General features: G+C 50.7%; 26 protein-coding genes. 13 read left to right on the top strand and 13 right to left on the bottom strand.

Annotation, left to right across the window (positions count from 1 at the left end):
* The first annotated feature begins 65 nt into the window (after positions 1 to 65).
* The 4 genes from NWE93_13635 to NWE93_13620 all read left to right on the top strand — a co-directional run bounded on the left by NWE93_13635 (position 66) and on the right by NWE93_13620 (position 3,618).
* Positions 66 to 1,127 carry an acyltransferase family protein gene (locus NWE93_13635; GenBank protein MCW4001270.1) on the top strand — a complete coding sequence of 354 codons (1,062 nt, stop codon included), beginning with the start codon at positions 66 to 68 and terminating at the stop codon, positions 1,125 to 1,127.
* A gap of 55 nt (positions 1,128 to 1,182) precedes the next feature.
* Positions 1,183 to 1,593 (top strand): putative metallopeptidase, encoded by a 411-nt coding sequence (locus NWE93_13630; protein ID MCW4001269.1) that lies wholly within the window; start codon positions 1,183 to 1,185, stop codon positions 1,591 to 1,593.
* Positions 1,594 to 1,699: 106 nt separating this feature from the next.
* Positions 1,700 to 3,349, top strand: coding sequence for a DNA topoisomerase I (locus tag NWE93_13625; GenBank protein ID MCW4001268.1), 1,650 nt, complete (start codon positions 1,700 to 1,702; stop codon positions 3,347 to 3,349).
* Positions 3,334 to 3,618, top strand: coding sequence for a DUF167 family protein (locus tag NWE93_13620; protein MCW4001267.1), 285 nt, complete (start codon positions 3,334 to 3,336; stop codon positions 3,616 to 3,618). Before NWE93_13625 ends, NWE93_13620 begins: the two co-directional genes overlap by 16 nt.
* A gap of 67 nt (positions 3,619 to 3,685) precedes the next feature.
* Here the strand turns inward: NWE93_13620 and NWE93_13615 are convergent, their stop codons facing one another.
* Positions 3,686 to 4,123 (bottom strand): hypothetical protein, encoded by a 438-nt coding sequence (locus tag NWE93_13615; GenBank protein MCW4001266.1) that lies wholly within the window; start codon positions 4,121 to 4,123, stop codon positions 3,686 to 3,688.
* A gap of 269 nt (positions 4,124 to 4,392) precedes the next feature.
* Between NWE93_13615 and NWE93_13610 the strand changes: the two genes are divergently transcribed.
* The 3 genes from NWE93_13610 (at position 4,393) to NWE93_13600 (ending at position 7,265) form a co-directional block, all read left to right on the top strand.
* Positions 4,393 to 4,833, top strand: coding sequence for a nuclear transport factor 2 family protein (locus tag NWE93_13610; protein MCW4001265.1), 441 nt, complete (start codon positions 4,393 to 4,395; stop codon positions 4,831 to 4,833).
* Between the two features lie 487 nt (positions 4,834 to 5,320).
* The gene (locus tag NWE93_13605; protein MCW4001264.1) at positions 5,321 to 5,785 is read left to right on the top strand and encodes an SRPBCC domain-containing protein; all 465 of its coding nucleotides are present in this window, start codon (positions 5,321 to 5,323) and stop codon (positions 5,783 to 5,785) included.
* 262 nt (positions 5,786 to 6,047) lie between these two features.
* Entirely contained in the window at positions 6,048 to 7,265 is a 1,218-nt protein-coding gene (locus NWE93_13600; GenBank protein MCW4001263.1) for an anaerobic sulfatase maturase, read from the top strand.
* 15 nt (positions 7,266 to 7,280) lie between these two features.
* On the opposite strand, the gene NWE93_13595 is transcribed toward NWE93_13600, so the two are convergent.
* The 3 genes from NWE93_13595 to clpB form a co-directional block, all read right to left on the bottom strand.
* Complete coding sequence (locus NWE93_13595) at positions 7,281 to 7,703, bottom strand: small multi-drug export protein (GenBank protein MCW4001262.1); 423 nt, start codon at positions 7,701 to 7,703, stop codon at positions 7,281 to 7,283.
* 72 nt (positions 7,704 to 7,775) lie between these two features.
* Entirely contained in the window at positions 7,776 to 8,621 is an 846-nt protein-coding gene (locus tag NWE93_13590) for a restriction endonuclease (protein ID MCW4001261.1), read from the bottom strand.
* 72 nt (positions 8,622 to 8,693) lie between these two features.
* Positions 8,694 to 11,288, bottom strand: coding sequence for an ATP-dependent chaperone ClpB (clpB, locus tag NWE93_13585; protein ID MCW4001260.1), 2,595 nt, complete (start codon positions 11,286 to 11,288; stop codon positions 8,694 to 8,696).
* 227 nt (positions 11,289 to 11,515) lie between these two features.
* On the opposite strand from clpB, the gene NWE93_13580 reads away from it, so the two are divergent.
* Positions 11,516 to 11,836, top strand: coding sequence for a hypothetical protein (locus tag NWE93_13580; GenBank protein ID MCW4001259.1), 321 nt, complete (start codon positions 11,516 to 11,518; stop codon positions 11,834 to 11,836).
* An 18-nt stretch (positions 11,837 to 11,854) separates the two neighbouring features.
* Here NWE93_13580 and NWE93_13575 read toward each other — a convergent pair whose 3' ends face one another.
* Together NWE93_13575 and NWE93_13570 are read right to left on the bottom strand one after the other, a co-directional pair.
* Positions 11,855 to 12,550 (bottom strand): hypothetical protein, encoded by a 696-nt coding sequence (locus NWE93_13575; protein ID MCW4001258.1) that lies wholly within the window; start codon positions 12,548 to 12,550, stop codon positions 11,855 to 11,857.
* Positions 12,551 to 12,638: 88 nt separating this feature from the next.
* Positions 12,639 to 13,376, bottom strand: coding sequence for a hypothetical protein (locus NWE93_13570; protein ID MCW4001257.1), 738 nt, complete (start codon positions 13,374 to 13,376; stop codon positions 12,639 to 12,641).
* 194 nt (positions 13,377 to 13,570) lie between these two features.
* Between NWE93_13570 and NWE93_13565 the strand changes: the two genes are divergently transcribed.
* The 4 genes from NWE93_13565 (at position 13,571) to NWE93_13550 (ending at position 15,935) form a co-directional block, all read left to right on the top strand.
* Positions 13,571 to 13,750 carry a CooT family nickel-binding protein gene (locus NWE93_13565; protein ID MCW4001256.1) on the top strand — a complete coding sequence of 60 codons (180 nt, stop codon included), beginning with the start codon at positions 13,571 to 13,573 and terminating at the stop codon, positions 13,748 to 13,750.
* 157 nt (positions 13,751 to 13,907) lie between these two features.
* Positions 13,908 to 14,594, top strand: coding sequence for a hypothetical protein (locus NWE93_13560; protein MCW4001255.1), 687 nt, complete (start codon positions 13,908 to 13,910; stop codon positions 14,592 to 14,594).
* Positions 14,595 to 14,849, top strand: a complete 255-nt coding sequence (locus NWE93_13555; GenBank protein ID MCW4001254.1) for a GIY-YIG nuclease family protein — start codon at positions 14,595 to 14,597, stop codon at positions 14,847 to 14,849.
* A gap of 51 nt (positions 14,850 to 14,900) precedes the next feature.
* Positions 14,901 to 15,935 carry a hypothetical protein gene (locus NWE93_13550; protein MCW4001253.1) on the top strand — a complete coding sequence of 345 codons (1,035 nt, stop codon included), beginning with the start codon at positions 14,901 to 14,903 and terminating at the stop codon, positions 15,933 to 15,935.
* Between the two features lie 219 nt (positions 15,936 to 16,154).
* On the opposite strand, the gene NWE93_13545 is transcribed toward NWE93_13550, so the two are convergent.
* Positions 16,155 to 17,390 (bottom strand): haloacid dehalogenase-like hydrolase, encoded by a 1,236-nt coding sequence (locus NWE93_13545; protein MCW4001252.1) that lies wholly within the window; start codon positions 17,388 to 17,390, stop codon positions 16,155 to 16,157.
* A gap of 328 nt (positions 17,391 to 17,718) precedes the next feature.
* Between NWE93_13545 and NWE93_13540 the strand changes: the two genes are divergently transcribed.
* Positions 17,719 to 18,081: a hypothetical protein gene (locus tag NWE93_13540; protein ID MCW4001251.1), complete on the top strand. Its 363-nt coding sequence runs from the start codon at positions 17,719 to 17,721 to the stop codon at positions 18,079 to 18,081.
* A 38-nt stretch (positions 18,082 to 18,119) separates the two neighbouring features.
* On the opposite strand, the gene NWE93_13535 is transcribed toward NWE93_13540, so the two are convergent.
* The 6 genes from NWE93_13535 to NWE93_13510 all read right to left on the bottom strand — a co-directional run bounded on the left by NWE93_13535 (position 18,120) and on the right by NWE93_13510 (position 24,422).
* Complete coding sequence (locus NWE93_13535; protein MCW4001250.1) at positions 18,120 to 19,445, bottom strand: radical SAM protein; 1,326 nt, start codon at positions 19,443 to 19,445, stop codon at positions 18,120 to 18,122.
* A 1-nt stretch (position 19,446) separates the two neighbouring features.
* On the bottom strand, positions 19,447 to 21,060 hold the full coding sequence (locus NWE93_13530; protein ID MCW4001249.1) for a DUF2207 domain-containing protein: 1,614 nt from the start codon (positions 21,058 to 21,060) through the stop codon (positions 19,447 to 19,449).
* Positions 21,054 to 21,416, bottom strand: a complete 363-nt coding sequence (locus tag NWE93_13525) for a hypothetical protein (GenBank protein ID MCW4001248.1) — start codon at positions 21,414 to 21,416, stop codon at positions 21,054 to 21,056. The genes NWE93_13530 and NWE93_13525 overlap by 7 nt, the downstream gene beginning before the upstream one ends.
* A 463-nt stretch (positions 21,417 to 21,879) precedes the next feature.
* The gene (locus NWE93_13520) at positions 21,880 to 23,256 is read right to left on the bottom strand and encodes a hypothetical protein (protein MCW4001247.1); all 1,377 of its coding nucleotides are present in this window, start codon (positions 23,254 to 23,256) and stop codon (positions 21,880 to 21,882) included.
* A gap of 85 nt (positions 23,257 to 23,341) precedes the next feature.
* The gene (locus NWE93_13515) at positions 23,342 to 23,689 is read right to left on the bottom strand and encodes a zinc ribbon domain-containing protein (protein MCW4001246.1); all 348 of its coding nucleotides are present in this window, start codon (positions 23,687 to 23,689) and stop codon (positions 23,342 to 23,344) included.
* Positions 23,690 to 23,972: 283 nt separating this feature from the next.
* Positions 23,973 to 24,422 (bottom strand): DUF523 domain-containing protein, encoded by a 450-nt coding sequence (locus tag NWE93_13510; protein MCW4001245.1) that lies wholly within the window; start codon positions 24,420 to 24,422, stop codon positions 23,973 to 23,975.
* Between the last annotated feature and the right edge of the window lie 3 nt (positions 24,423 to 24,425).

Here is a 24,425-nt window from a genome sequence, read left to right as displayed (position 1 = left end):
GGCGGTTTTTGATAGGTTTTATATTGTCTTTGATATAGAATGGGAAGGGTAAATCGTGGATACGCTTGCAACCCAGAAGAACTGACGCCCCCTATCCAGCCGATTTTATCCGTTTCTTAGCCATAGTGCTTGTTATTTTGGTGCATTGCTCGGGGTTTCCCTACCGCATCCCCGGAGTAGCAACCGGCACAGATGTCTTCAACTGGTTCACAGCAGATGTCTGGGCGGCAATCGGCTACCTCGGTGTGCCCCTTTTTGTGATGCTTAGCGGCGCCTTGCTTTTAGATCCCCAAAAAGCCGATGAGCCCCCCCGGGTCTTCTTTAGGAGGCGCTTTGACCGCATCGGCATCCCGCTGCTCTTCTGGAGCGTGATGTATTTTGGCTGGAACTTCTTTATCCACGGCAAACCCCTCACCTTCGGCAGCGTCTCCGAGGGCGTGGTGGGCGGCGCCTACTATCACCTCTGGTTCCTCTACCTGATCATAGGACTCTACCTCATCACGCCTATCCTGCGTGTCCTCGTTAAGAACCTTAGCCGCAGAATGATGGCTTACCTTCTGGCGATATGGTTTGCCGGAACAGTCTTTGTTCCCATCGTGCACACCTTCACTGACTTCAACTATAACCCCGTGATGGTGGTGCTGGAGGGCTGGGTAGGCTACTTCCTCTTAGGCATCTACCTCATAAACACCAAAACAGCTCCCCGCAGACTCGGCGTCCTCTTCGTGTTGGGGCTGCTGGCCGCCATCATCGGCGACTGGCTCCTCACCGCATCGCTGGGCGAATCCTACACGGGCTTCTTCCACGGCTACCTCAGCTTCAACATGATAATTGCCTCCGCTGCCCTCTTTGCGCTTCTTGCCCTCGCCCCCAAAGCACGCTTCGAAAGCCGCTACGGAGCCATCAACCGCTTCGTGGCATGGGTGGGGCAAAATACGCTGCCGCTTTACCTTATCCACATGATGGTTCTGGAGACTCTGCAGCTTGGGCTGCTTGGGGCTGTGCCGTTTTATACGGGTAATCCGCTGCTGGATGTGCCTATGATGGCGGCGTTGACTTTCACGGTGTCTGTGCTTATTGTTTATCCGCTGGAGAAGATTCCCTTCGCCAACAAAATCATAGGGTAGGCACGCAGCTTTTTAACCCAAACAGCCATAGCATACCGCAGAGAGAGGGACCGATTTGCCGATTAAATATTTTGAAGCCCCCGAAATCAAAAAACAAGTTGACCAGCTAGCGCAGGAATGCGAGTTCTACCATGTGGTGCCCCAGTTCGTGTTCTGCGTCCGCAGCAGAGGCAGCAAAGCCCGCCGCACCATCGCCCGCATCCATGGCCTCGGCAAAGTCTGGCAGGGCGTGCTGAATTTGCCGCCATCCTACACCATAGAGGTAATCAGCGAAATCTTCGACAGGATGTCCCCGGAAGATAAAGAGAAAACGCTTATCCATGAACTCATGCATATCCCCGGCGGCTTCGGCGGCGGCTTTCGACCCCACAAGGGCTATGTGGAACGCAAAAACGTCGAGGCAGTCTACAGAAAACTGCAAAATGACCGAGCGGCAAGACGGCAGAAAACGCTTTTTTCCCGATAAAACCGGTGTGTCGTGCTTAAAGTTTTTAAGGTTCAAAGTCTAGTTGGCAAGAAACGGAAACTTTGCCGTATTACGGGCAGAACGGGGTATGGTTATGAAACATGTTATGAAGAGTCTAAAACACAACGGCATATACGTGCCTCCATACGACTACAAGGCCACTTTTTCAGTGAAGATAATGGAAAATAGTGTCTCGCTTAAAGAAAAGAGTGAGCCCTTGGCGTTTGCGTGGTGTCGCAGAACCCTCTCCAATCCCTCGTCTGATAACGTTTTCAAGAAAAATTTCATGACTGCATTCCTGACTAAACTCAAAGAAGATAACCCCCAAGCCTCATTTTTAGATGAATTTACACAAAATTACCTCAAAAGCATAGGTAATGCGTTCTCGGCTCAAAATAATTTACAGCGTATGCTTGAAATCGACTTCAGCGATGTCTGCAAACGAATTGAAGAAGACAAACAAGCGAAATTAGCTTTCACCAAAGAAGAAAAGAAGAAACAAGCTGAAGACCGCAAAGTCAAACGGTTGGAATTGAAAGAAACCTATGGGTACGCCGAGGTAGATGGGCAAAAGCTTGAAATTGCCAACTGGACAGCAGAGCCTAGTTGTCTATTCGCTGGTCGAGGTGACCACCCACAACGCGGAAAATGGAAGGAAGGGCCAACCAAAAGCGACATAACCCTGAACATATCAACGATGACTGATAAAGAAGCAAAAGACGTAGGATGGGCTGGTGCTGTTTGGGAAAAAAACAAAATGTACGTTGCTAGCTGGAAAGATAAACTAACAGGCAAAATCAAGTACGTCTGGTTCAGCGACACCGCGTTTCTAAAGCAGAACCGTGAGAAAGAGAAATTCCAGAAAGCAGAGAACCTGGGCAAACAAATCGGACAAGTCGAAAAGCACATTACCAAAAACCTCTCGGACAAAGACGTTGAACGCCGCAAGGTGGCGACGGTGGCGTGGCTTATTTTTGCCGTGAACATGAGGGTCGGCGACGAAAAGGATCCTGATGAAGCCGACACTGTAGGCGCAATCACGCTTCGAGACGAACACATCACCATCAACGGCAACGAGGTTACCTTTGATTTCCTGGGCAAAGACAGTGTCCGCTGGGTAAAAACCATCCAGGCTCCCCCTGAAGTCATCAGGAACCTTGTGGCTTTCAAAAAAGACAAGTCTAAACAGTACCTCTTCGAGGGCATCGACAGCAAAAAAGTCAGCCGCTTCCTCTCCGAGAAGGTTCCTAAACTCACCGCGAAGGTTTTTCGTACCTGGAAATGCACCAAGACGCTAAAGGAAGAGCTGGAAAAAAGCGGTGTCACCAAAGCCGACCCCGACTACAAGAAGAACTATGCTGCGAAGATGGCGAACCTCAAAGTCGCCGAGGTGGCAAACCACAAACGCAAGGTTCCCCCCACCTTTGACCAGCGCGTAGCTGATAAGGAAGCTAAACTCAAAGAGATGCAGGTGCAGCTTGAAGCCAAAAAGAAGGAAGGCAAAAAAACCGAGTCGCTGCAAACCCGCATCGAAAAAGCCAAACTTGACGTGGAACTAACCAAGCTGACAAAAGAATACAACTTGGGCACATCGCTGAAAAGCTACATTGACCCCACCGCCTATGTGAAGTGGGCACGCAAAGTCAAGTTCGACATCGAAAAGTTCTATCCTACGACGCTACGAAGCAAATTCAGCTGGGCGCTGCAGCAGCAGAAGGGCAAAACCGAAGAGCCCTGCGAGTGCATAACGCCGTGAGCATCAAGGAAACCAAAGACGGCGTCCTGCTCTCCATTTATGTGAAGCCCAACAGCCCCAAATTCAAAATCGAAGTCGACGGCGGCGAAGTCGTGGTTTACGCTACCGAGGAGCCGGAACGCGGCAAAGTCAACAAGGAAATAATTAAGGAGTTAACAAAGCTGCTGCATGCACAGATAGAGCTTGTTTCGGGTGCCACTTCTAAGGAAAAGAAGCTACTTGTCAGAGGCCTAGGCGAAGAAGAAATCCGGCGTCTTCTTGCTATTTAACAGGAAAAGCCCTTGAAAGGAAAATTTAGAATCGAGACTTATTAAGACACGTGAGAAGGTAAGGTTTTCAGAAAATCCCGCCAAGTTGGTCGCTAATTTTGGTTGGCGCTTGGGATAAATCGCGGTAATATTTCATCGCTAAAAGCTCAAGCCCGCAGCCAACCAATACCACTATTATGATATAATTATATAATGTGGATGTAAAACCGAGAAATATTGCTGCCCCCCAAAAGATAAAGCCTGAAATATTAAGAGCCAATGCGGCATAGGCTAGTTTTCTAGTAGTTTTATTGTCGGTTTTTAGATGTATGCGATTGCGGGTGAAGCGCTTTAGCCCATAAATAATTACTGGACTGGATATGGCTGCTATCACAACCAGTGCAAGGGGGAAATTGATGTACTGTTTACTTGACCATGAAATTATCAATAATCCGGCAAAGATAACCATAATCCCCAGATTTGTATAACAAATACTGTCGAGTAAAGCTTTCCCGTTTTGAGTCATAAACTATGATAGTTACTGAAAGGTTTAAAACTTTCTAAATTAGATTTCCTTTTATAATATTCAGAAATCAAATCAAAAATAAAAAAGTCGAAATCAGGACTCTTCTATGCCGCTTTCCCTCTCTTCACAAGTTATGCTTTGGCATGTTAGTTCGTCACTGGTGATTGTGCCCAAAAAGATTAGTGATGGCACAAAAATCTTCACAGCACGTCGTTTTATTGATAAAATTTAAATGTTTATTGTTGCTTAACGCTTGCTTGGTAATTGCCATGAAAGCAGACCCGAAAACCCAAGCTGAAGTCACATTAGCCTTCAAAGGCATGTTTGACGCATACAAAAAACAAGACCTAAAAACGCTCCTTACATTCTGGGCGCCAGACCCCGACATCTTTATCCTCGGCTCCGGCGCAGACGAGAAAGGAACCGGATTAGCCGACTTAAAGAAGAGTCTTAAACGGGACTGGGCACAGGGCACCGTGGAGTCAATCGGTATCAAGAACTTCGCGGTTTCCGCCGCCGGCTTCGTGGCGTGGCTTTGCGCCGACATCTCCTTCCATGGCAAAGCAGCGGAGGGCGGCGTTATCGATTTCGCTGGGCGGTTAACGGGTGTTATGGAGAACCGCAACGGCAAGTGGCTGTGGATGCAGATGCATCTGTCATTGCCCAGCAGCCTGCAGGCAGAGGGGCAGTCGTGGCCTACGCCGCGCTGAGAATGCTGAAGATGGATATATTACCAAATTCGGAATACATCTTATAAGCTGCCGAGCGCCAATTCGAATTAAGAGCGAGGGACTTTCACCCTCACTTACCCCAACTTGGCTTTTAGAGACAACCAATCCCGTCAATCGTTTCTGCGTAAGAGTTTATGGAAAAGTCGGATGCACCTCGATGCCACCGATTTTTCAGCCCTAGGATACGTTTCAATATCAAATTTCTGTTCTGCTTGTGGTTTGCTCCACAACCAACCTGCAATGCTCCCCCAAGCCCGTTGGCAAAATGCTTTGTTTTAGGCAAACCGTAGGTTGTTGTTGTGTAAAGGCGGATTGCCACAACAACAACTATAAAAAAACAACTTCAACCAAATTTTCAAACCTCAGCTCTCCAAATAAACTGCGGTTTAGCTGCGCTTCGTGGCTGCTTTCTGCAGTCACAAACCCTAATATCCTCTGGCAATCAGAAACCACAGGAGGACTGTTATTGAAGCTTCATTACGAAATCATGATTGAGGCGTCGCCAGAGGAAGTCTGGGATGCCATTGTAGACGACGCAAAGTATAGGCAGTGGACCCGCGTGTTCCAGGAGGGCTCCTACTTCGAGGGCGGCTGGGAGAAAGGCGACAAAATCCGCTTCCTATCCACAAACGCTAAAGGCGAAAAAGAAGGCATGATCGCTGAGATAGCTGAAAGCCAAAAAAACCGTTTCTTATCTATCCGGCATCTGGGCATGGTTTTAGGCGGCAAGGAAGACACCGTAAGCGAGGCAGCTAAAAACTGGGTTCCAGCATACGAGAATTACACGTTGACTCCTCAGGAGGGCGGTACATGCTTTGAAGTTGACCTCGATAGTAGCGATGACGAGATGAATGAGATGTTTAAGGACACTTGGCCTAGGGCGCTTGAGAAGCTGAAGCAGGTGGCGGAAAAGAGGGTAATCGCCGCTTAGCTTATCTTCATGCTTTGGCTTAGCGTCTAAAGCCAAATGGTTCTGGTTCTGAGTAACCAATCACTAACTCATGTCCTGTGCGTCGCAGGCTGCAGCATTACGTGGATACTCTACAGTTGATTTAAGGGACACTTTGAACCAACCGTTCCAAAGAAATGAAACAGAAAACCGCTGCCATCCACCTGCATGTTGCTGGCAGTTAGCAACCACAAATCGTTAAGTACACTGTCTGGTTCAACATGACTAATTTTGGGGACTATACATGCCAAGGTTACCTGCGCAAACTTGTGCTTTCCACGTGATGGCTAAACCTACCGGTTCAAGATGCAACCTTAGCTGCGACTACTGCTTCTTCACCAAGAAGCATTACCTCTACCCCCAAAGCAGCTTCGTGATGCCCGACAACGTCATGCAGGCCTACATACGCCAAACCATCCAAGCCCACAGTTCCCCCTCGGTGACGTTTGCTTGGCAGGGAGGAGAACCGACGCTGATGGGGCTGGACTTCTACCGCCGTTCCCTTGGAGTAATCAAAGACAGCTTGCCTGCGGGGGTGGAGGCTGAGAATACGCTGCAGACAAACGGGGTTTTACTCGATGAGGAATGGTGCCGTTTTCTCCACGACAACAACTTCCTAGTCGGCATAAGCATAGATGGCCCCAGACGCCTCCATGACATCTACCGCAAAGACAAAGCGGGAAACTCTGTTTTCGACAGGGTCATTGACAGCGTTCGCCTCATGCAGAAGCACCAAGTTGAATTCAACGTTCTATGCACCGTAAACGCCCAAAACAGCCAGTATCCACTGGAGGTCTACCGCTTCTTCCGCGACCAACTAAAAACGCCCTATCTGCAGTTTATACCCATCGTGGAAAGAGACAACATGCTGGGAAATCAGCAGGGAAGCCAACTTACGGAGCGGACCGTGAAGCCAGAACAGTATGGGCGCTTCTTAATCGACATCTTCGATGAGTGGGTAAGGGGCGACGTCGGCGAAGTTTTTGTTTTAACTTTCGAGGCGGTGCTGATGTCGTATCTGCGGGGCTACTCTTCTCTTTGTGTTTTAAGCCCCAGATGCGGCGAAAACGTGGCGTTGGAGCATAACGGCGACGTCTACAGCTGCGACCACTACGTGGAGCCAGATTATCTGTTGGGAAATATACTTCAAACGCCCCTAAAGGAACTGATTTTAAGCAAGCAGCAAACCACTTTTGGCGAAGCCAAATCCAGCGGGCTTCCAAGGTACTGCAAACAATGCCTGTTCCTCTTCACCTGCTATGGGGAATGCCCCAAGAACCGTGTGCTCCAAACCCCCGATGGAGAAGAAGGTCTCAACTGGTTATGCACAGGGCTTAAAGCCTTTTTTGTACACTCCAAAAAGCCCATGCAGATTATGGCTGCTCTTCTGCGGATGGGGCAACCCGCCACTGATGTGATGGAGATTATGCGGGAGCCAGAATGGAGTGTCCCAGCGAAATAGGGTGAGGATGGTTGCTTATGCCAGCAGAACCTTAAAGATGCCTAGGGCAGCGGCGAGAAACACGGTGGCAACCACCATTATGGCGAGGAACAACGCAGGATAGAGTTTTTGGGGTCTTATTCCCAGCAGCCTGCCTACAATCGCCAGTTGCATCGGAGAAAGCACCACAATCCCCATCACGATGCCGAGGCAGCCGTATTTGTCGATGATTCTTTGGCCTCTGGCGAGCCTTCGTTCAAGCCACGTCTTAAAGCCCTGTTTCCAAGCAAGCAGCCTATCCACCACAAACACCGCGACGAATATGCTTAGGAAGTTTATGGCGATAGCCATCGGAAACACCAGCCAGGGGTCATAGCCCACGGCGACGCCGTAGAGGATGCCCATGCCGCATTCCAGCGTAACGGAGAGCAAAATGAAGATGAATAACTCTATGCCCATGCCATATAACCGTCAACTAAAAGAAGCGCTGGGTTGATATTTAATTTTTACGGGATAGAAGGGGAACTTGCTTTAGGGCCGCGGGGTAGGCTGCCAGAGGGTCTCGGTGGTGTGCCGCGCCTTCTCCATCAAAGCCTCAGCTGCCGCGCAAGATAAACCGATTCGCCGCTCAAGATAACTGCAGTCCTGCTCCAGCAACTGCCGAATCAGCACAATACCGATGCTGACCAGCCGCAGCCGCGTCTGCCTATCCAGCCCCCGCAGGCAACTTAGCGGATATAGCCTATGTTTCTCCACGGTTTCTCTGAGCCCAAACCCATCAGGCGACTCCCAGCCCACCTGCAATATACCCCGGCAGCCCCCATAGTTCCTGGCGTGCTCGCTGTAGCGAGTGTTTGTGACTATCATGGCGCAGTCGATTTTGAGGTCTGTTACGCCGCGGATGTAGCCTTCGGTGACGTCCTCAATTATGGCTCGTGCAATGCGGCTCTCATCAAGCCCCGTAAGTGCATGGTAAGCAAAATGATGTTTTGCCTCCACCAAGTAGGTTACCCCGTTTTTGGTGGCTATGGCGTCGGCTTCATGTTCCCCGCACAGCCCCCGAAGCATCACGTTGGGTTTAACTTCAAAGCCGCTGTATCCGAGCAGAACACGTACGAAGGCTTCGAACTCGGGTTTAGGCTCCATCAGGCTTATGCCGCGTCGCAGGTCGTAGAGGTGCCCCACGGCTGGTTTGGGCTTGCGCATCAAACTGAAGATAAGCTGCAGAATCCTGCCTGTCGGTATGCCCTCGTAGAGGTGCCGCTCCACCTGCAGTGCAATGCGGTCTGCAACTTCACGGTCGGCACCCATCCGCAGGCAAGTCAAAGCAACCTTTTCTCTGCTAAAGAGCTGTTTGGAGCCGTCTGCCTTCGTCACATATACCAAGCGGTTTCCATCCACCAGACAGTAAGCGGGTATACGCTTTAATTTTTGGCCTAAATGGGGGCGCTACGGTTTGTTATGGAAGGTCAACGCGCCGGCTTTCTCATCCACCATAATCACTGAGTCCTTGGTGACTTTGTCAGCTAAGATAATTTTTGACAGCTCATTTAGCACCTCTTTTTGGATGACGCGTTTGATGGGTCGGGCGCCGAACTGGGGGTCAAAGCCGACTTTGGCGATGTGGTCTACGGCTTTTTTGGTGAACTCTACCTTAACGCCGTTCTTCTCAAGCATCTGCGTTACTGCCTTAAGCTGGTATTCCACGATTTTCTGGACTTGCCCCTCGCTTAGCGGCTGGAACATGATGATTTCGTCGACGCGGTTTAGGAACTCGGGTTTGATGGTTTTCTTGAGGAGACTGAAGACTTGTTCGCGGGTTTGATTCCAGATTTCCACTCGGTTATCAGCGGTTGCTTTTTCAAGGTTTTCCTGTATGAGCTGCGAGCCAAGGTTGCTGGTCATGATGATTATGGCGTTTTTGAAGTCCACGGTGCGGCCTTTGTTGTCGGTTAATCTGCCGTCGTCAAGCACCTGCAAGAGGATGTTGAAGACGTCAGGGTGGGCTTTCTCGATTTCGTCAAGGAGCACAACCGAGTAGGGTTTGCGGCGCACTGCCTCGGTGAGTTGCCCGCTTTCCTCGTAGCCCACATAACCCGGCGGCGCACCCACCAGACGCGATACGGTGTGGCGTTCCTGATACTCGGACATGTCGATGCGAACCATATTGTTCTCGTTGTTGAAGAGGTAATCCGCCAGTGCCTTTGCCAACTCGGTTTTACCAACGCCCGTGGTTCCCAGAAAAATAAAGGAGCCAATGGGGCGCTTGGGATCCTGAAGGCCCGCGCGGCTACGGCGAATCGCGTCGGAGACAGCTTGGATGGCTTCGTCCTGTCCGACTACGCGCATGTGCAGTTCGGTTTCGATGTTTAGCAGCTTCTGCTTTTCACTCTGCAACATGCGACTCACAGGTATCCCGGTCCAATGCGACACCACCTCCGCGATCTCCTCGGCATCGACTTCCTCGTTGATCAGCGGCTGGTCCTTTTGGATCTCGGAGAGTTTTGCCTTGAGGGTTTCGATGGCTTTGGTGGCTTCGGGGATTCTGCCATATCGGATCTCCGCCACCCTGCCCAAATCGCCTTTGCGGTTAGCGTCTTCATCCTCAAACCGCAGCTGCTCAATGAGGTTTTTCTTGCTTTGTATTTGCTCCACGATGTCTTTTTCGGCTTGCCAGCGGGCTTTGAGTTTGCTGCGTTCCTCGCTGAGGTTGCCGATTTCCTGATTTAGCGCTTTGAGTTTGGATTCGTCTTTTTCGCGTTTGATGGCTTCCCGCTCGATTTCGAGTTGGCGGATTTTGCGTTCGATGGTTTCGAGTTCTTCGGGCGCCGAATTGATTTCCAAGCGCAGTTTACTGGCGGCTTCGTCGATGAGGTCGATGGCTTTGTCGGGTAGGAAGCGGTCGGTGATGTAGCGCTGGGAAAGCTCCACTGCAGCGATTATGGCTTCGTCTTTTATGCGGACATGATGGAAGACTTCGTAGCGCTCCTTTAGGCCACGCAGGATGGAGATGGCGTCAAGCGTGCTGGGCTCGTTAACCATGACGGGCTGGAAACGCCGCTCCAGCGCCTTGTCTTTCTCGAAGTATTTCTGGTACTCCTTAAGCGTGGTGGCGCCCACCGCCCGCAGCTCCCCCCTTGCCAGGGCGGGTTTTAGGATGTTGGCGGCGTCCATGGCTCCTTCCCCTGCGCCTGCACCGACCAACGTGTGGATTTCATCGATGAAAAGCACGATTTCGCCCTCCGAGGACACGACCTCTTTGATGACGCTTTTTAAGCGCTCCTCGAATTCGCCTTTAAACTTCGCGCCTGCAATAAGCGCGCCCATGTCCAGCGAGTAAATCTGCTTTGATTTGAGGTTCTCGGGTACGTCGCCGTTGACTATGCGGTGTGCGATGCCTTCGGCTATGGCGGTTTTGCCCACGCCGGGTTCCCCGATGAGTATAGGGTTGTTTTTGGTGCGACGCGAGAGAATTTGCAGAACACGGCGGATTTCTTCGTCTCGTCCGATTACGGGGTCGAGTTTGCCGGTGCGTGCCCTCTCGTTGAGGTTTATGGCGAAGCGGTTTAGGGCGTTGTAGGTTTCATCTGCGGTTTGGCTATTCACAGTTGATCCCTTCCTCAATTGGGTAATCGCTTCCTTAAGACCTTTCTCCGTTACGCCGCTGGCGGATAGCAGTTTGGATGCTGCATCATTAGCTGACAAGATGCCTAGGAGCAGCTGCTCGATGGAGACGAATTGGTCATGGCTCTCCGCGGCGAGGTCCTGGGCTTTTTTGAGGGCTTTATTGGCGTTGCCCGAGAGGTAGGGTTCGCCGCCGCTGACTTTAGGCAAAGCATCAATGAGGCGGTCTAGCTCCGTGGAGAGCGCCGCCATGTTTACGCCCTGCTTGCCCAGCAGGTAGGGAACCACGTTGTCATCGACCATCAGCATGGCTTTTAGGATGTGGGCGGGTTCGATGGCTTGGTTCTGTTTTGAAGAGGCTACCGCAAGGGTTTTCTGGATAACCTCTTGGGACTTTACAGTGAAATTATTAAAACTCATAAAATCAACCTCTTAGCGTATGCCTATAAAATCCGTTTTTCGCCCTAAAAAGCATTCACCTGCCGAATGCAGCAAACGCATGTCGTTGTATGAAAATTTTTAAGGGGTAATCCCCATTTTAATCGGGGGGTAAACCTAGAATTCAGCCAAACAGCTCTAACCAGCCGATAACAAAAAGCAAGGGCCCGCCGATTGGGTGGATTGTAGTTATCGCCCTCATAATTATAATGGCGGCAGTGGTTGTTTGGCAGACATCTTCCCTGACGGCGCCATCCCAAAGCAGCAACCAAAAGCCCGGCAGCTCACAGCTTAACTTGGTCTCCGGCATCTCCGTCACCTATGAGCAGGGCAAAAACTCATATGTCTTCAGCTACCGCCTCACCGCCACAGACACCTCAGAGCTGTTTTATGTGTCACAGAACGCCTCGCAATCGCGGTCCTTCCCCGCGGTGGCAGGCGCAGTTTACCAGGACTTGGGGCTGGAGATGAAGGTTGTTTCGGCGACTTCGGAGCTGCTGGTGCTGCAGGTTCAACCGCTGACCGACTAACTTGCATCTCAGCGGAATTCATCGAAGTTCATCTTTTAGAAGGATGCTCTGGAAAGTCGTCACCGCAAAACCCGTCGGCGCAGTCATGTTGAACTCCAGCAAGCTTCGGATTTGCTTGCCGCTGCCCCGCTCCAGCAGCGCCCAACCCAACACGCCGCCATAATCCTGCTTGCAGCCCCCTTGGCTCTGCTGGGTCTGCGCAAACTCCAATCGGAAAACCCTAAACTTCCCTGCTTCAACATCAACGTCCTTCCCCTCAGTGAGCTTCAGAGTGATTTCCGCGTCGGGGGTTCCCGTAACCGCACATATGACGGGCGCCTGCAATGAATCACCGAACTTTGCTTCTCTCTGGCTTAGGAGGGCAGTTTCGATGGGGCTGCTGCAGTTTATGCTCTGGGTGTAGGGGAGCAGGGCGGCGGGCATGAGTGTGTAGAGGTTGATGGCGTCGGCGCAGTTGACTTCGAGGGTTTGAGAAGTCGGGGCGGCGTCTGCTGCGTTGGGGGTAAGGGTGTAGTTTAGGATGTAAGTGTCTGGGGTTATGTCTAAAACCTCGACGGTGAGGATGCTGTGGCTGCTGGTGCTTAAGGTTTGGTTGCCGGTTTGGCTGGTGGAGGTTGCGGTGAGGCTGTAGGCGAATTCTTCGCCCAGCATATAACGTGCCTCCAAAGTGACGGTTTCACCGTTGCCCCAGGGCACACAGAATAGGGCAAACAAAACAGCCGCAGCCCCCAAAAAAGAGAAGAGGGAAAAACAGAGCCTTCTGTGCGTGCCACCCTTGAGCCTGCCCATATGCATTGCAGCCTTAAACCTGCCGCTTTACACGTTTTCTTCTACGCAAAACCACCGCTGCCAAAAGCGCCGCCGCCGCTCCTGCAGCAGCCGCAGAGGCCGCGAAGAGGGCGGTTTGGTCGCCTAGCGCTTGGGTGCTCTGGGGGCTCCACATGTTCGTCGCCACCGCCTCCACAACGACGGTGATGTCTTCGATGTACCAGCCTGTTTTGCTGGTGACGTTCTTGTAAACTTCCAGGGTTCCAACCATTACCCCTGTGGCTTTGTCCCATTCCTTATGCCTAAGCGAGTCGTTGCCGTAAGTGATGGTTCGAGTCGCGCCCAGCACGGTTTTGTCTTCCTGTCTCTGGACGGTTACGTTGACGGGTTTGTGGTTATGCTGACCTAAATCGAAGAATTGCATCCCGGGGCTCAGGTTCGCGGGGATGATGGTCCAGCCGCCCACGATGCCTTCGCTGAAGTTGTATTTCCAAACTGCGCTGCCGACGGTGCCGTTTCGGTAATTGCAGGTGAAATTGGCTGAGAACGCCTCGCCTTCAACGTCGAAAATTCCGATGCGGAAATGCACTACGTCGTGGGTTGGGGGCATTGAGCCTTTGCCTGTTACGGTTATGTTGTATTCTATCCAGTCGCCTACTTTGACGCCTACGGCTGGCGATGCTGTGGTCTGTGCGTTTGAGGTTTGGGGGAGGATTATTGCGGCGGAGGCGATTATGCAGACAAGGAGGATTGAGGTCAGGTGGGTTTTCATGTTTGGTCAATATGCCCTTAGAGGTTTTTGTTTTTAGGTTTTTTCGTCAAGAAACTTTGACTAAGCCGCGGATTGTTCAGTCAAGAAAGTTTGAGTAACGTTTTCTGGTTTTTTGGGTTTGTTGTGTGATTTTTGGGTGTTGTCACTGTAAGTCTTATTACGGAGCCTTGGTTTTTTGCTACTGGTGAAGTTCGATGTGTGAATTCAATGTGATAGTTAACGGAAAAACCGAGTTCAGAGACGTAATCTACGCAAAAGTAGACGGCGACAAAGTAACCGTCAAGAACATTCTGGGGCAAGCTAAAGAGTTCGTTGGCTGCCGCATCGCTGAGGTCGACGTGCCCAACGCGCGGCTTGTGCTGGTCGGGGCCTAGAGAAATTAACGTCCAGTTGCAACGCATGGACACTAACCCTCCCCGCTGGGCCTTGCCAGCCATGGGCTCTGGGGGTTTTCTGGCTTTATATATACAAAAGTTCACTAGTTAAATAGAAATAGCTTATTCGCCCAGAATGGATTGGGGAAACGGATAGATGAGCAGCCGGCAGAAATTTGAACGCGACCTCACCCTTCTCGTAGACAGGTTAACCAGCGGCGCCGCGCCCACCGTGGAGAACAAGCTTAACATGCTCAAAGACTGGCTGGTTAAGCTGCAGCGGGAAAACATCGTGAAAATCAACCACTCTGTCATGGAGCTTGTCTGCGCCAAATACCTAATCGAGAAAGACTACGAAGTCCAACTTGAGTATCCCCTCAACGAAATCTTAAACTGCGACCTCTACGGCATCAAGGGCCTAGGCAACCTTGTGGTGGAAATCGAAACCGGCTACATCCCCCCTGAAAACGCGTTGGCGCCCCTCACCTACACGTCGGCTCGGCTGGCAAGCAAAATCATCCGTTACAGCAGCTTCGCCGGCAAATTCGCGTTGGGGGTGCCGCCGCATTACATTCTGCCGTTTCCAAGGCTCTTTGCCAAGTCCCCCCGCAGCCGCAGTGAACTGGAGCTGGAGCAGGTTAAGGCGCTCTGCGACGCCTACTACCACAAGCCCCCCGTGACGCTGGAGGAAATCCGCGAAGCCCGCATACAGGAAATCTACATAATCGACGTAGACCACGTGAGCGTGCAGGAAATCGACCCTGAAGCATACCTTAAACGTGCGATACAGAAAGGCGTGGTCTATGACTGTTTAACAGCCGGTTTTCAGGGGCCTGAACCATAGATGTCGTTTTACGTTTACATTTTGCAATGTACCGACGGCACCTACTACACGGGCTACACCAGCGACCTCGACGAGCGGACGCGCCAGCATCACAACGGCACAGGAGCCAAATACACCAAAAGCCACAAGCCCCAACGCGTCGCCTACGTGGAACTCTTTGGCACACGCAGCGCCGCCATGAAGCGGGAACGGCAAATCAAAAAACTCAGCCACAAACAGAAACTGGCTCTGATAGTTTCACAGAATAAAGAGTAGGTAGAAATACTTTAGCAAAAAGCTAAAAATCTCACAAGATAATTAGACCTTATGAAGTTTAAATTAGCAGCGTTTGTACTGCTCTTCACCGTTCTCAGTATCCTTTCCCTATATTCTTTTCAGATGTACCAGCAGATTCTTTCCCAAGATGCCGCGGAAGGGGAACTGCTAAGCCAAGTGAAGGTCGTCAAGCTTGACTACAATTTTTCCGATCTATTTGACGCAGATTCAGGAGGAAGCATCCTATGCAACATAACCTACCAAAACCCGACAAATTCAGCCGTTGAGCTTTGGGATGTGAGAGTTGAATACTATACCAATCCGGTACACTGGGGATTTCCGAAGGCATATGGATCCTATACAAGCGCATTTATGCTTAACTCCCGTAGCTCGTCTACTATCTCTGTCGAAGTAAACGTCCAAGAAGCCAACAATACCAGTCCTGCCTTCCGAATCATGACAGATGCTGGTTATGATATTTCTGCAAGAGAATTAGGCTCAACCGTTCAGGGCCGCAAAATCAATAATTGGGTTAACGGGCGTTCACATGCAGATCAAACTTATGGTTTGCTCTCATTTTATTCGACCCTTTCTACTATCGTGTGGATTGTTGGTATAGGTCCAGCCGTTGCTGTAATGCTTTTTTTGTCCAAGGGCAAAACGCAGGTTAGACGTTGGGCGGCAGGAGTCTTCGCATTAAATCTATTTGGTATCTTTGCTCTTCTCCTCTTGTGGTATTTGCCTAAGCCTCTGCCCTCTGTATATTCTAATTATTTTCCTCTGGGAGCTGGCTCAGGGTTTGCTGAATGGGTTTTCTTATTAGGGCTTATATTAGGTGGTGGATTGAATCTTTACGCATTATCATTATTATTTCGAGATTCTCAACATGCAAAAATTATGTCCTTTCTTGCCGGCGGATTTATGATAGCTGCCTTTATTCTGTCTTTTTTTGGGTCGACGACGTTTGCTTCTTACTGGAATAATTCCGCTGTTTGGTTTTTCCCAGCACTTGCTGCTGTCAATGCGTTAACATTACTTCGATTAAGACAATACCCTGAAAATGATAGTTACAAGTTAACTAACTAAGGCTCTTTTATTTATCGATATTTCAAGGGAATGTCATAGCGAAGGGTTCATGATAGCCCCAAAGTCCAGCCTGCAAACCAAGCCGCTGCAGAATTAAAAAGCAACCAGCCACGTCGGCGAGAAGATTATGAATAAGGGCACCGCTACCTTCAATCTATTATTAAAAAAATCAATCAGCAAAACACATACGTTAAAGACTTCCAAAACGTGCTCTATTAGCTACATCAGGAGGGTTAGTGCTGCGCCTGTGATGATGGGCACTGATACGTTATCGTTTATGGGTAGTGGTAGCACCTCGATGGTCATGGCTACGGCGGCGGCGACCAGCGCCCAAGCCGGCGGCACAAAGAACAACGCAGCTAAAAACGCGAAGACAAAGCCTGCCAAGGAGCCCTCTATGGTTTTGCCCTTGTTAAACGGCAAAGAGTTGGTGAGCATTCCGCCGAAGAGCGAGGCGGCGCTGTCGCCTAGGCAAAACGCGGCTATGGCTGCTCCGGCTGGAGAGGTCGGAAACAGAAGCAGCGTCGCTACTATGCCTACGGCGAAGTAGATGGGGGCGGCTGCGAAGCCGTAGAGCTCCGACTGCGAGGCGGCGTGGCGGGTGACTGAGGAAACCAGGGGGAGGCTGCGTCCTTCGAGTCTGCAGAGTTCGGAGGCAGTGTAGAGGATGGCGATGAAGATAATCAGGGACGCCACCAATGGAACCCCTACTAGGCCTGCGATGACGGGCATGAAGAAGCCGGCGGCGTGGATGTCTTCGCGGACAAAATCGTTAGTTTGGGGGAAACCCCGTTTCTCTTTTTTCCCATCGATTATGGGTAGGATCGAGGCGAGTCTGCCGTTGACGACGCGGTCAGCTTTTATGCGTAGGATAAAGTCGGGGTTGAAGCCGATTTTAAGGGTTCCGGGCATAAAGATGCAGCGGTTGTTTCGGTCATCCGCCACCACGATGCAGTCGCTAGTCAACATGCCCTCCTTGTTGAGTATGCCGCAGAGGATTTTGAGTTTCCCGTTTTTGGCTATGGCGTCTCCGGTGATGTTGCCGGTTAAGCGGCCGTTGCGCACCTCCACGTCCACGCCGAAGGCATAGTCCGCGCAGATCTCCGAAGCCATTTTCTCAACTAGAAAGGTAGGTAAGCCTGAGCTGATGACTGCCACTTTGCAGTTGCGGGCTTTCAGTTCGCTGCAGAGGTTCTTAAGGAAGGGAGTCGCGGGGATTCTCTGGAAAACAGCGCCAAGCAGCTCGGTTTCTGTGCCTCTTAGCTCAGCGAAGATGTGTCTGAGGGTAGGCTCGATTTTTTGGATGCCGACCTCGTAGAGGAAGCCAAAGAGCAGCAGCTTGAGGAGCGTAGCGAAGCCGAGGGCTTTGCCGACGTCGAAGAGGAAGCGGTTTTTGGGAATCAGCACTCCTTCAACGTCGAAGACCACGAGTCTTGGCTTAGTTGTTTGCGCCATAATGCATCTGAACCCCCAAGATAGGGGTCTCTACGTTAACAGAAGGGGGTTTGGTAAAGATAAATCGTTTGTCTGTTAGCAGAAAAGCACGGGGGTCCATTTTAGGAAGCAAGGAATCAATTGCAAAACCTTTTAAACGATTCATCGCTAATTATAGTCGATTTTGATGCCATACTGTAGAAATTGTGGAACCGAGTTGCATCAGGAAAAGTTTTGTCCACGTTGTGGAACGCCTGTTCCCTTTAACCAAATGCCTTATCAGCAAATGCCACCCCCACCGCCTCCAAGAAAAAGTGGAAGCCCACTGAAAATAATCGCAGGTGTGGCTGTGGCTGTAATTGTTGTGATTATTGTTGCAGCAGTGGTTCTTAACCCGCCTGGCTCCTCAAATCCAATCACAGCAATCGTTGATCCGCCTAATCCCCAAGTTACCTCTATCAACGGGCGCGAGTCATTTTCTAACTTGGATTACACCTACAAGGTTGACGTTACCGTCCGAAATAATGGTGGAGCAGGAAACGTTGAGGTATTTGCCGAAATAAACGGCGCTGGCAAATATGAGCAGCAGAGCAACACTGTATATTTAGCAAAAGGCGAAAGCAAATCAATGCAGTTTACCTTTGATTTAAGCGTCTGGGGTAGTTTGGGTCAGCCCAGTGTTAACTATCGGGCATGGGCAAATGCAAAATAGCTTAACGAAATAATACCATGCATCAGGCTTGGCTCTTCTTACTGCTTATTCTGCAGCTCCAGGGGGCAACCGCCGCCGCAGACCCCCAGCTCCTCGCAGCCCCGGCACTTCTCCTCCACGTAGCCTCGGTTACGCAGCTTCTCCGCCAGGGGGCTATGCCAGATTTTCATCCAGGGCTCAGTGAGGATGTTGCCGAGGCTTTCAAAGTAGCTCTGGCAGGGATACACCTCGCCGCTGGGGCCCACGCAGGCGTTGATAAGCGCTGCAGTGCAGGTTTTTATGCCCAGCCCCATCGAGACGGGGTCAAGCTGGCAGTACTGGGTGGGGGTGTACCAGAGGAACTTGAGGCCGAGCAGTTGGGCTTTGTCGCGTATCTGGGGCAGCAGCGCCTTAAGCGCTTCGAGGGAGAGGGCGAATTCGTTTTGGGCTGCGGGGGCTCTGCCGCTGTAGATGAGGCTGTTGCAGCCAAACGCGTCCACGCCGAGTTCCTTGATGTAGTCTATGGTGCGTAGAAAATCGGCTTCGTTATGCTTGCTTAGCGTGGTGTTGGTGGAGACGTAGATCTGGCTGTGCACCGCGTTTTTGATGCCTACAACCGTTTCTTTCCAGCTGCCCTCTGAGCAGGTTATGGCGTCATGCACGCTGGGCTTATGGGATTCCAGGGTTATCTGCACGAAATCCAGCCCCGCCTTCTCCAGTTCTGCCACGTACTGCGGGTCTTTGAGGCGCCGCCCGTTGCTGATTAGGCCCGTGACCATGCCCTTGTTCTGGGCGTAGAGCAGCAGCTCAGATAGGTCCTCGCGTAGGGTGGGTTCGCCGCCGGTGAAGGTTAAGATGAAGACGCCGACGTCGCTAAGCCGGTCAATTACGGTTTTCCACTGCTCTGTGGTTAACTCGGCTGTTTGGTGGGGTCCGCCGGCGTAGCAGTGGAGGCAATCGTTTTGGCAGCGAAACGTAAGCGCCATATCCATCCGCAGCGGCGCCCTGTACTGGTAGGTGAAGGGCTCCTCTTTTTCGATGGAGAGGTACGTGACGGGGTCGATTTTCTCGGTCTGCGCCAATGTGCTGATGGTGTAGACGAGCTGTTCATAGTCGGTTTTGGCGTCCTGCGCCGATACCCGGTATATGCCCCGGATTTTGTTGACTACCTCAGCTTGGGTATGCCCCATCATGAAGTAGTAGGCATATGACGTCGCGGACTGATTCAGGTGCAGAACGGTGTTGGCGTTAATCACCATGACGCCGCGGCCGTCGGCTTCCACCCGCAGCTGCAGCGACATGCCAGCGTATTTGTCTTCGCCCCGGTAGCTGTAGCGTCCCGTGGGCACCTGCTGTTTTCTGCCAAAGTGTTTGATGAAACTCAACTTAGCGTCCTCCTCCCCCTGCACAGGCGCAGGCACATGACACACAAGCGCAGGCACAGGCGCAAGCCGCACAGGCGCAGACGCAGTCCCCTCCTTTGCGGGCGGGTTGATGGCTGGATTTAGGCGGCGGTGGCACGATGGCGTTGGCGAATTTCTCGAGGTTAACCACCACGTTGTTGGCTGTGCCTTCCACGGCGGTGGCTATGTTGTTGGCGAAGTCTGCGCCTGGAACTGGAGCGGGAGTGGGCATCTGGCTGGGGGCGTTAACGTTCGGGGTGAAGATGGGGTGGGGGTGATAGATGGTGTAGCCGTACCACCACCAGAACCACAGGGGCTGCGGCTGGAAGGGGCGGTCACGGAAGATGGTTTCGGTGCGGCCTTTGCGGTCGGGGTCCATCATGAGCCAGAGCAGCTGCTGATCATAGGCGTTGGATGCGAGCTCCGGCGTCCCCGCCTGCTCCACCTGCAGCCATGCCTTCGCAACTATTTTTTGGTAGTAATCGGCGGTGTCTTTGCGGCTGTAGCCCTGCAGCTTCTGCTCGACGGTGTCGCGGAGGAACATGACGGCGTGCGCCAGCTTCTCTTCGTCGAGGCTGCCGTCGGGTTTGAGGGCTTGGAGGAAATCGATTTCGTAGTAGCGCAGCGGTTTTTCTTTGGTGCCGGTTTTGCTCTCGTAGGGCGATAGCACCTTTAGTTTGAGGGAGGGCTTGGTTTCTGTTGCCCAAACCGCCCGTTTCTGGAGCAGGCTGTAGAGGATTTCCGTTACGATCTGCTGGGGTTTGAGGTCAAGCAGATAGGAGGCTTCCACCGCCGTTAAGCCCCGTTTGACGCCCAGGGTTTCTATGCCGACTTTGGGTTTAGTGTAGCTTTTCTTGCTTAGGCGGTAAGCGATGAATATGATGATGAAGAGGGCTGCTAAAGCCGCAGCCACCGCAAAAATGATCCCCAACGCGCCTATCCCTGCAGGCGGGGTGTAGTTGGGAAGCGCCGCGGCTGGGAAGGAAACGCCGATGGGATACTGCTGGTTAGCGCCCAGAGCCGGAAGTTCCCAGTAAAGGGCGGTTCTGCCCTCCACGGTTTGGCTGCTATTCCAAAATTTGTCCGGCAACGTCTTAACGTCGTCGACGGTGACGCCTTCGGGGAAAACAATCTGCACCCGCACATCACTGATGGGCACGGTCTTATCCCACTGCGGCGTAAACTCCATGCCCAAGTTGCCCTCGTTGGTGCTGTCGGTCTGCATCATGCCTGCAACGTTGGTGGTTATGATGTACCAGATGCTTTCCCCCGCGGTCAGCGGCGTGTGGAAATCCACCGATGCCACCTCATCATTGAACTTGTAAGTGTGCAGTTGGTTGCCATACTGGTCCACGGCCTCTCCGATGGTGAAATCCGTGTTGGGCTGCCCCAAATCAAATGCGCTCAGGGTGCCGGAGGTCACGGTCAAGGACATGTTGTAAGTTAAATCCACGGTACCGTCCTGGTTGATGAAGAGCTGCGCCCACTCCTGATTCACGGTGTAGCTTGGGCTCTGGGCTTGGCTGAAGCTGAATGCGGACGCTGCTAAAATGCAGGCAAGCAGAAACGCCAAAAGCAACTGTGCACGATTTACCATTTCGGCTCCTCAGCAACCTCAAAAGTTGTCCCGCAGTAGGGGCACTTAACATATGGCACGCCGTCTCGTATCTGGATTTGGTCTGCGTCGATGTTGGCTCCGCAGTGGGGACACTTAATCTGCGCCGCCTTCATCTCCCCCGACATCTCCACACACTGGATGACAGTTTTGGGCTTGCGCGTCAAGAAGTAAATGCCCACCACCACAGCTAAGCCCACGATGAAGAGGATCGCAGCCGTAAGCAACCGAGCCTGAGCCGCCTGAGCAGTAAGCCCCACATAGGAGGAGGCAAGCGCAAAGATAACTGCAAAAAAGAACAAAACCGCAGCAGCAACACCGCCAAGTACAGCAATCAATCTCATAACTGTACTTTGTTATGCCTAGAGATTTAAAATTAGCCCTCATCAAAAGCGGCGGTTGCCCGTTGTCGGAGCAATTGTGCTCATCGCCGGCGTCCTCTACAAACCAAAAAAGAAGGGGCAAACCACCTTATTCCAGACAGACTAAAGTGCCACACATGGAAAACGCCATAAGCTATTTCGCGGGGCTCCTAATCGCTGCAATCATAGAACTACTGCCGATTTAATCCCTGAACAAGCAAGCAATTGCCGATAACTACAAAACAAAACCGTAAGACCACGAGAATAATCAGAAGTCTCATGACCTATTTGGTTAAGGCTTGGAGAGGTAAACATAATCTCGCTAGCTTGCCCTAAGTAGAGCTACACAATGCGAACTTATCAACCTAAAGATCGTTTGTTAGTTTTATCAAGGTAATCCCCTGACAGCTGCTTTGCATTCTTCTTTTAATATCAAGTGCTAAAAGAGAAGACGGGTCAACTTATCTGCCATGAAGTCATTGATACTCTCTACGTCGTTATTACTTCGGTATTGCAAAAGTTGAATGATATCATTGTCTGTGAGGAATAATATCCAGTTGTTTGGTAGAAATGTTTTGCAGCGGGCGTATGCTTTTGTTTCATCCACTTGCCGACAAACAAGTACGCCAAAATTACCTCTTTGGTCGTTGAGTCGCCCATTAAGTTGGTCGAATTCCTCATTCACTGGATCGTTCGCGTAATTTTTCATCTCAAAAATCGGAAACTGGGCAATTTTCCGCTGCCCAACATTATAAAAGAAGCCCTCAGTCGCAACGTTGGTAAAAATGGTATCGACAATCTTCGTACCGTCGCCAATAGGTACCTTCATACGCATATTTCTTAAAAAACCTCTAAAAATTCTCGCAATTGCCCAGGCAGTAAGTCTATGGTATAATTCGGCGTAATCAGTGCCACAGCTAAGGTCATGCAATCTTCTTTTGTAGAAGCTCTCTATCGCGAGGTAGCTCGGATTAGGCTCAGCGATACGGGCAGCCCGATTTTGCACAATTTTAGGCATGGAATTGGTAGGGTCTGCGATGGTTTGATCAACTGGCAGGTATTCCATCAATAACTCACCTGAGATTGCGTTGTTCATCACAGCGTGCGGTATCTTTTTGTACAGCCTAACATCATCTGACAATCCCCATTTTTTCTCGAGTTGGAACCCAAACAAACCCATCATTTCATCCAATTCTTCAGGTGGATGGTACCGATAGAAATTCTTTATGTAACGCTTCTTTCCTATCCATATTCCATCACCAAGTTTATTCCGGCCCTCGTCTCTTAGTCGTTTGTATTCTGTGGCTTCTTTCTGCGCTACCCAAAGTAAATATTTGCCTTCCCTGAGTTTGTTGTAAATGGTTTTGATGACGTACAAGCGTTCTGCCGGTACAGGCATAACAGGCAAGACGTTAGCCAATAGTACAAGGTCAAACTGCTTTTTATCGCTAATGAAGGGATTAGGGAAGACAAGTTCTTGGAAATCGGGTCCTTTTGCTCGACATTTAGCAAGGTTCTGCTGTGTTTGCTCATATTCAAGTATCGATTCAAATTCGACAGCGCAGACCTTCTTGCCCATGTCTAAAATGTATGGAACGTTTTTGAGCTTGGCAGCTCCGAACTCCAACACACTCTCAATTTCATAACCTTTCTCATTAGGAAGCACATCCTCTAAAACTGTCTTCAAGTTCTCGCTAGGAGTATCAAAATTTGGCGCGGAACCAGTAACATCAATAACTACTTCCTTTAATTCAACTGGATTGTTATTGTCGACTGGTACTCTAAACCTGTAAATTGAGCTTTCCCAGAGGGGCATTGGATCTCCTGCATTTTAGGTGTTTTTTTAATTTTATCAAGCTATCTTTCGTTTACATATTTAAAATCTTGCATATCATGCGTTGTTATGTCAAATTTAATTTTTGAAGTCTTGATTTTATTCCGCCTTCTTGTCTTCGGTGCTTTTCAGCCAATTGCGGTATAGTTAAACCTTGATGAAAACCGAGAGTTAATTCGGTGTCTTCATTGTCAGTCCATTTTTCGTATGCTCTCTTATGCGTTTGTCTGATTGTGTTTACATTATAGGCTTTAAAGTGGGATTGCCCTTCGGCATTAGAAGCATTAAGATAAACCTTATTATCTCGAATAGCCGCTGGGCTCATAAGCGGCAAAATTTTTTCTAAGCAAAATCTGCAATTTGGACAAAAATTAACTAATTTCCTAATCTCTACTCCGCAGTTTGGGCAATACAAATGCTCACCAGAATGAGTTATGCTTTCTTGTAAGTTAAAAAATTAACGGTTTTCTTCTTTATGTTTGATGTGTTTTGCTTTTTCATTTAGGCGAGGTTGCTGACAGAATTATACCTCAGCTCATGTGTTAGTTTAGCCATTTGGTTTTTGTGTTAGATGTTTTGGTGGGGGAGTTGGTTGGGTGGTTGTGTAGTTGTTTTTGTTTGTGTGTTGTATTTAGGCGAGGGCTGTGTTGGCGGTTTACCCTTTTTATAAGGGGAGGGAGTCTCTGTGGGAGCGGCAGTTAGGCTTTTTTTGCGGGTATGGTGGTTACCTTTATGCCGTGGCGTTTAAGCAGTGCCGCGGTGACGCCGTCGCCTGCTTTGAATTTCTCGGTGAAGGTGCCGTCGAAGATTCTGCCGCAGCCGCAACTGGGGCTTTTCTCGATAAGCAGCGCTTCGGTTGCGCCGACGGATTGGGCTATGGCAAGCGCCGTGTAGGCGCCTTTGAGGAATGCGTCGGTGACGTCTTTGCCTTCCATGCTTAGGACGTGGGCTTTGCCGTCGAGTACGTCGGAGCCGTTTCCGCCTACGATTTCGGAGGGCACCCGGGGCACGCAGAGGCCGCCGAGGACTTCGGGGCAGATGGGGAATAGGTTGCCGCGTAAAAACTCCCATTGCAGCTCTGGATTTGCCCAGTTTTGGGCTTGGAAGTTGCAGTTGACGCCCAGCAGGCAGGCAGAGACGAGTTTCATAGC

The organism is Candidatus Bathyarchaeota archaeon, assembly GCA_026014735.1.
GTDB lineage: Archaea > Thermoproteota > Bathyarchaeia > Bathyarchaeales > Bathycorpusculaceae > Bathycorpusculum.
This window is presented reverse-complemented; position numbering and strand designations above follow the sequence as displayed.

What these genes read in the sequence shown, in the direction of transcription:
- NWE93_13625 (MCW4001268.1), top strand. Translation starts at nt 1,700, where the DNA reads ATGAAGAGTCTAAAACACAACGGCATATACGTGCCTCCATACGACTAC.
- clpB (MCW4001260.1), bottom strand. Translation starts at nt 11,288, where the DNA reads ATGAGTTTTAATAATTTCACTGTAAAGTCCCAAGAGGTTATCCAGAAA.
- NWE93_13570 (MCW4001257.1), bottom strand. Translation starts at nt 13,376, where the DNA reads ATGAAAACCCACCTGACCTCAATCCTCCTTGTCTGCATAATCGCCTCC.
- NWE93_13510 (MCW4001245.1), bottom strand. Translation starts at nt 24,422, where the DNA reads ATGAAACTCGTCTCTGCCTGCCTGCTGGGCGTCAACTGCAACTTCCAA.
- NWE93_13610 (MCW4001265.1), top strand. Translation starts at nt 4,393, where the DNA reads ATGAAAGCAGACCCGAAAACCCAAGCTGAAGTCACATTAGCCTTCAAA.
- NWE93_13615 (MCW4001266.1), bottom strand. Translation starts at nt 4,123, where the DNA reads ATGACTCAAAACGGGAAAGCTTTACTCGACAGTATTTGTTATACAAAT.
- NWE93_13530 (MCW4001249.1), bottom strand. Translation starts at nt 21,060, where the DNA reads ATGGTAAATCGTGCACAGTTGCTTTTGGCGTTTCTGCTTGCCTGCATT.
- NWE93_13560 (MCW4001255.1), top strand. Translation starts at nt 13,908, where the DNA reads ATGAGCAGCCGGCAGAAATTTGAACGCGACCTCACCCTTCTCGTAGAC.
- NWE93_13595 (MCW4001262.1), bottom strand. Translation starts at nt 7,703, where the DNA reads ATGGGCATAGAGTTATTCATCTTCATTTTGCTCTCCGTTACGCTGGAA.
- NWE93_13545 (MCW4001252.1), bottom strand. Translation starts at nt 17,390, where the DNA reads ATGGCGCAAACAACTAAGCCAAGACTCGTGGTCTTCGACGTTGAAGGA.
- NWE93_13565 (MCW4001256.1), top strand. Translation starts at nt 13,571, where the DNA reads ATGTGTGAATTCAATGTGATAGTTAACGGAAAAACCGAGTTCAGAGAC.
- NWE93_13600 (MCW4001263.1), top strand. Translation starts at nt 6,048, where the DNA reads ATGCCAAGGTTACCTGCGCAAACTTGTGCTTTCCACGTGATGGCTAAA.
- NWE93_13580 (MCW4001259.1), top strand. Translation starts at nt 11,516, where the DNA reads ATGGCGGCAGTGGTTGTTTGGCAGACATCTTCCCTGACGGCGCCATCC.
- NWE93_13555 (MCW4001254.1), top strand. Translation starts at nt 14,595, where the DNA reads ATGTCGTTTTACGTTTACATTTTGCAATGTACCGACGGCACCTACTAC.
- NWE93_13520 (MCW4001247.1), bottom strand. Translation starts at nt 23,256, where the DNA reads ATGCCCCTCTGGGAAAGCTCAATTTACAGGTTTAGAGTACCAGTCGAC.
- NWE93_13550 (MCW4001253.1), top strand. Translation starts at nt 14,901, where the DNA reads ATGAAGTTTAAATTAGCAGCGTTTGTACTGCTCTTCACCGTTCTCAGT.